Below are 5,202 nucleotides of genomic sequence, written 5' to 3' on the forward strand. Positions count from 1 at the left end.
GCGGCGGTGGGGGCGGGGGTGGGGACGGGGGTGTCAGGCATGGAGGGCGACGCTCCCTTCGCGGGCGCGGGCGAGGACCCGGTGCAGGACGAGGACGCCGAGCAGGCACTGGAGGCCGGCGAGCGCGGTGAGCGCGAGCAGGCGCCGCAGGGCGCCGGCCGGGTCGCCGTCGAGGGCGTCGCGCATCAGGTCGGCGCCCCAGGAGAGGAACCAGACGCGGCTGAGGGCGGCGAGCGGCTGCGGCAGCAGCGCGGCCGGGACGATCAGGCCGCCCAGCAGGTAGCAGGGGTAGGTGAGGGCGTTCTGGTAGGTGCGGGCGCCGCGGACCAGGACGAAGAGCCCGGCGAGCAGCGCCGCGGTGCCGGTGGTGCCCGCGAAGGTCAGTGCGAGGGCGGCGAGGAAGACCCCCGGTGCGGCAAGGCGCAGCGGGAAGCCGAAGCCGAGGGTGCCGATCAGCGTGATCTCGGCCGCGGCGGGCAGGCACAGCGTCGCCGTGGCGGTGATCCGCAGCAGCAGCGAGCGGGTGTACGAGCCGGGTGCGGCGAGCAGCGTCTCCAGCATGCCTTCGGCCCGGTCGTGGTCGATCGCCTCCGAGGCGACGAACACGGCGTGGGACCACATCGTCATCAGGAAGGCGGTGAGGGCCACGGGGGCGGCGAGCCGGGGGTCGGTGCCGTGGCGGACCGCGGTGAAGAAGACCAGGGAGTAGAGCGGGACGAAGCACAGCAGGGCGAGCAGGCCGGGGCGGCGGACGACGAGCAGCCACGCGGTGCGCACGTGTTCGTTCATCGGACGCTGAACTCCCGGTCGGGGATGACGGACCGGTAGACGTCCCCGAGGCTGGGGTCGGAGATGGCGACCCCGGAGCAGCCGGTTTCGGCCAGTACGCGGACGGCGGCGGCCAGTTGGCCGGTGCCGGTGACGGTGAAGCGCAGGCCGCCGGTCCCGGTGCGGTGGCAGCCGTCCAGGACGTGGTCGAGGGCGGCGAGCGCCGGTGCCGGGGCGTGGGCGACGGTGACGGTCCGCCGGTCGGCCAGGTCGGCGAGCAGTTCGGCGGGGGATCCGGCGGCGGCGATGCGGCCCTGGTCGAGCAGGAGCACCTGGTCGCCGAGTTCCCGGGCCTCGTGCATGTCGTGGGTGGTGAGCAGGATGGTGGTGCCCTGTTCCTGGAGGTCACGGACGAGGGCCAGGAAGCCGTGGGCGGCGTTGGGGTCCATGCCGGCGGTGGGCTCGTCGAGGATGAGCACCCGCGGTCCGGTGACCAGGGCGCGGGCGAGGTGGACGCGCTGGAGCATGCCGCGGGAGAACGTCTCCACCGGCCGGGCGCGGTGTTCGGCCAGTCCGAGCCGCTCCAGGACCGCGCGGGTGCGCTGCCGGGTCTCGCGGCGGCCGAGGCCGCACATCGCGGCCCAGTAGCGGACGTTCTGCTCGGCGGTGAGCCGGCCGTAGAGGCCGCGTTCGCCGCCGAGGACCAGGCCGATGGCGGCCCGTACGGCCTTGGGCTCGCGGACGGTGTCGAACCCGGCGACGCGGACGGTGCCGGAGGTGGGGGTGAGCAGGGTGGACAGGATGCGGGCGAGGGTGGTCTTGCCGGCGCCGTTGGGGCCGAGCAGGGCCGTGGTCCGGCCGTGCTCCACGGTGAAGGTGATGCCGTCGAGGGCGTTGCGGGTGCCGGGCGCCGCGCCTCGGTAGGCGCGTACCAGGTCCGTGACCTCGATGCCGGGGGGCGGGGTGGAGGGAAGGGACATCAGGATGCTCCTCGCTGTTCCCGCGGGGTGTCGGTCGCGGCGTCGCCTGCGGCGAGTGCCGTGGCGAAGTCCACGGCCCGCCGGTAGGCGGCGGGGTCCACGAGTTCCCGGCTGACCAGCAGGAAGGCGCCGAGGGGGGTGGTCAGGACGGTGCTGTCGTCGACGGTGTGCAGCACCGCCCGGTCGGCCGGCGCGAAGGGGTGGTCGACCTGCAGCGCGATGCCGAAGACCGGGTAGCCGTCCGCCAGCCGGGCGGGGACGGGGCCGCCGGAGGCGAGCCTGCGGCGGGTGCGTTCGGGGCCGCTCTCCCCCGGCGGCGCGTCCTCGTCGGCCCGGTCGGGCCGCAGCCCTGCGCGCCGTGCGCGTTCGGTCGCGGCCGCGGGGGCCAGCCGTGCCTGCCAGGCCTCGTCCACGAGGGGGGCGAGGGTGGGGAAGGAGCGGGCGAACTCGGTCAGTTCGAGGAGTTCGGGGGCGAGGTGCCAGGCGTGGGCGGTCTCGGCCAGGGCGATGGGAGCGGGGGCCTCGGCCGAGGTCAGCACCGCCGCGCAGTCCAGGACGTCGCGCACGGTGAAGGGCCGCTGGAAGCGTTCCTCGGCGACGGCGAGCAGCTGCGCCGTCGCGTCGTGCTCGGGCATGGCGGCGCGCAGGGGTACGGTCTCCCAGTCGCCGGGGTAGGCGAACGTGGCCAGTTCGATCTTGAGTTCGGGGTCGAGCCACGGTTCGGGGGACGGGGCGCCGAGCCCGACCATCAGGTGCCGGCCGGGGCCGGAGCCGATCAGGGTGAGCTGGATGTCGTGGACCGGGAGGAGTTCGGAGATCCGCCGGGCGGCCTGCCACAGCTCGGCTTCCCCGGGGGCCAGCAGGTCGAGGTCGCCGCAGGTCCGTACGGCCCAGGGGGGCTGGAAGCGGGCGAGTGCGGGTCCTTTGACGACGCGGGTGCCGGTTTCGGCGACGGCGGCGGCGATGCGGTCGTAGGTCGCGAGCCGGGTGCGGTGGCGGCGGAGTTCGTCGTCGGATCCGGTGCCGGTGGGCCGGCCCGCGTGGACCGCGGCCGAGAGCAGCAGCGGGGGGAGGGTGAAGCTGACGGTGCGGGCGTGGTGGAGGAGTTCGGCCGGGGGGCGGTCGGTGTCGGTGCCGAGCAGTTCGCACAGTAGGTCGAGGGTGGGGGCGTACTGCTCGGGGTGGTGCTCTGCGTGGTGCTCGGGGTGTGCGGGCGGGGTCATCGGGGCTCCGTGGCGATCGCGTCGAGGGGGCAGCGCCAGTAGGTGTCGCGCAGCCGCCAGCCGCGCGCGGTCAGGGCGTCGACGACGTGGGTGCCGTCCGCGTCGGGGGTGCGGGCGTGCACGACGTTGCCGATCAGGGGGAGGCCGAGCGCGGCGGCGTGGCGGGCGGCGTGTGCGACGAGGGCGTCGGTGAGGGACCGCCGGTCGTGGCCGTCGGCGACCAGGATGTCGACCAGGTCGATGTAGCGGTCGCCGTGCAGGGGGTCGGCGGCCTCGGTGAGCAGGGTGGCGTGGGCGATGGGTCCGTGGCCGTCGGCGACGGCGAGCAGGGAGTGTCTGCCGGGGGCCGACAGGCAGGCGTCGGCCGTCGCGCGGACGTCCTCCTCGCTCATCGTCACCTCGCGCTGCCGGTTGCCGAAGGCGATGGCCTGTCGCAGCCAGCCGTTCACCAGGGCGTCCTCCGCCGGGCCCGCCGGCGGACGGATCCGGATGCCGGGCGGGAGGGCGGCGCCGTCGGCGGCGCCGGGCGTGAGGACCAGGTAGCTGAGGTCCCGGGTGAGCGGCGCGGGCGCCGGGTGGGCGCCCGGTACGCGGACGACGAGGTCGCGCCACTGTGGGTGTTCCGCGCCGGACATGGCCTGGTGGATCAGGCTGTTCAGCAGGGCCGGGTCGGTGAGCACGGCGGGCGGGAGGTACTCGATGAGGCAGTCGGTGCGGCCGGTGGCGGGGTCGGTGCTCAGGCCGGCGACGCACCGGTGTCCGGCGATCTCGTGGAGCAGTCCGGTGTCCGTGAAGGAGTCGAGGTCCGGTGGCGGGGTGGCGGTGGTGCTCATCGGGCGCCTCCGGCGGGAGCGGGCTCGGGCCGGACCACGACGACGAGGTCGCGCAGCAGCGTGGCCGCGGCGGCCTGCACGTCGGCGGCGGTGACCGCCCTGAGTGCGGCCGCGTCGTCGGCCGCCGACCAGGGGCGGGCTCCGGCGTAGGTGCCGCGGGCGAGCTGGATCACCTGGCCCAGCGGGCTGTCGGCCTCTTCGAAGAGTTCGAACGCGGCCTGGCGGCGGGCTGCTTCGAGCATCGCGGGGTCGGGGTGCGCGGCGACCTCGGCGAGGCAGGAGCGTACGGTCTCGATGACGAGCTCGGCGTTCTCGGGTTCGGCGCCGATCAGGGCGCGCCAGGATCCGCCGTCCTGGTAGGCCCGGTTCCAGGACTGGAAGTTGTAGCCGAGGCCCTGTTCGAGGCGCAGGCGCAGGTAGAGCAGCGAGGCCGGGCTGTTGCCGAGAAGGTGGCCGAGGACGGTGTAGGCGTGGCGTGCCGGGTCGTCCGCGTGGGGGGAGCGGCCGCCGACGGACAGCCAGCAGAATTCGTCGGGGAGAGCCGGGTGGCCTGATCGAGCCGCGAGCGCTGCCAGGGGGATGGTCGGGGGTGTGGCGTCCCGGGCGGGGAGGTCCTCGATGCCGGTGGTGCGGACGGCTTCGCGGATCTCCTCGGCGGTGTTCGGTCCGACCGCGATCAGCGCGATCGGGGCCGAGGAGAGCAGCTGCCGGTGGATGTCGAGCAGCCGGTCCAGGCGGGCGGCGTGCACGTCCTCGGCGGTGCCGCCGACGGGGCGTCCGAGCGGGTGGCCCGCGAAGAGTGCCCGGATGTAGGCGTCCTGGACGACGTCGTACGGGTCGGCCGCGGCGGCGGCCAGTTCCTGCAGCACGGCCTGCCGCTCGGTTGCGAAGTGGTGGTCGGTCACGTCGGGGTGTACGGCGGCGGAGGCGAGGGCGGCCATGGTGGGGGCCGCGAGGTCGGGCAGTACCTGGGCGTGCAGGAGCATCAGTTCCAGGCCGGTCACCGCGTTTCCGCGGCCGCCCAGCAGTTCGATGTGCTCGGCCAGCGAGCGCGGTTCGGCGTCGCCGGGCTGCGGGACCCGGGAGTTCATCAGCAGGTGCTCCAGGAGGTGCAGGCTGCCTCCGTGGCCGGCCGGGTCGTGGCGGGAGCCGGCCCCGATCGCGACGCAGACGGCCGCGGTGGCGTACCGGTGGTCGGTGCGGGTGAGGATGCGGACGCCGTTGGCGAGGGTCAGCTGTTCGACGGACGACATCGGAGGCTCCTGGAGCAGAGGGGACGCAGGGGTCGGGACGGGGTGGAGCGGTCGGGAGTGGGCCCGGCGCCCTTGCGGGGGCACCGGGCCGCGTTCCTCCGCCGGGGGAAGGTGGGCTTACTTGCCCTGGCCGGCCTTGTCCAGG

5 protein-coding genes are annotated in these 5,202 nt (G+C 75.1%); all 5 read right to left on the reverse strand.

Translation table 11 applies throughout. The annotated features are described in order from the left end of the window. Positions 1-33: 33 nt before the first annotated feature. Genes AA75_RS20815 through AA75_RS20835 form a run of 5 tightly spaced genes read right to left on the reverse strand, consistent with a single transcriptional unit; the run spans position 34 to position 5,057 of the window. Entirely contained in the window at positions 34-789 is a 756-nt protein-coding gene (locus tag AA75_RS20815) for an ABC transporter permease (RefSeq protein WP_033821660.1), read from the reverse strand. Next, positions 786-1,748 carry an ABC transporter ATP-binding protein gene (locus tag AA75_RS20820; RefSeq protein ID WP_033821661.1) on the reverse strand — a complete coding sequence of 321 codons (963 nt, stop codon included), beginning with the start codon at positions 1,746-1,748 and terminating at the stop codon, positions 786-788. The genes AA75_RS20815 and AA75_RS20820 overlap by 4 nt, the downstream gene beginning before the upstream one ends. Next, positions 1,748-2,971: a hypothetical protein gene (locus AA75_RS20825; protein WP_033821662.1), complete on the reverse strand. Its 1,224-nt coding sequence runs from the start codon at positions 2,969-2,971 to the stop codon at positions 1,748-1,750. Before AA75_RS20825 ends, AA75_RS20820 begins: the two co-directional genes overlap by 1 nt. Continuing rightward, on the reverse strand, positions 2,968-3,804 hold the full coding sequence (locus AA75_RS20830; protein ID WP_033821663.1) for a hypothetical protein: 837 nt from the start codon (positions 3,802-3,804) through the stop codon (positions 2,968-2,970). The genes AA75_RS20825 and AA75_RS20830 overlap by 4 nt, the downstream gene beginning before the upstream one ends. Beyond that, on the reverse strand, positions 3,801-5,057 hold the full coding sequence (locus AA75_RS20835) for a pitrilysin family protein (protein ID WP_033821664.1): 1,257 nt from the start codon (positions 5,055-5,057) through the stop codon (positions 3,801-3,803). The genes AA75_RS20830 and AA75_RS20835 overlap by 4 nt, the downstream gene beginning before the upstream one ends. Positions 5,058-5,202: the final 145 nt, after the last annotated feature.

This window comes from Kitasatospora sp. MBT63 (assembly GCF_000710465.2).
Taxonomy (GTDB): Bacteria; Actinomycetota; Actinomycetes; order Streptomycetales; family Streptomycetaceae; genus Kitasatospora.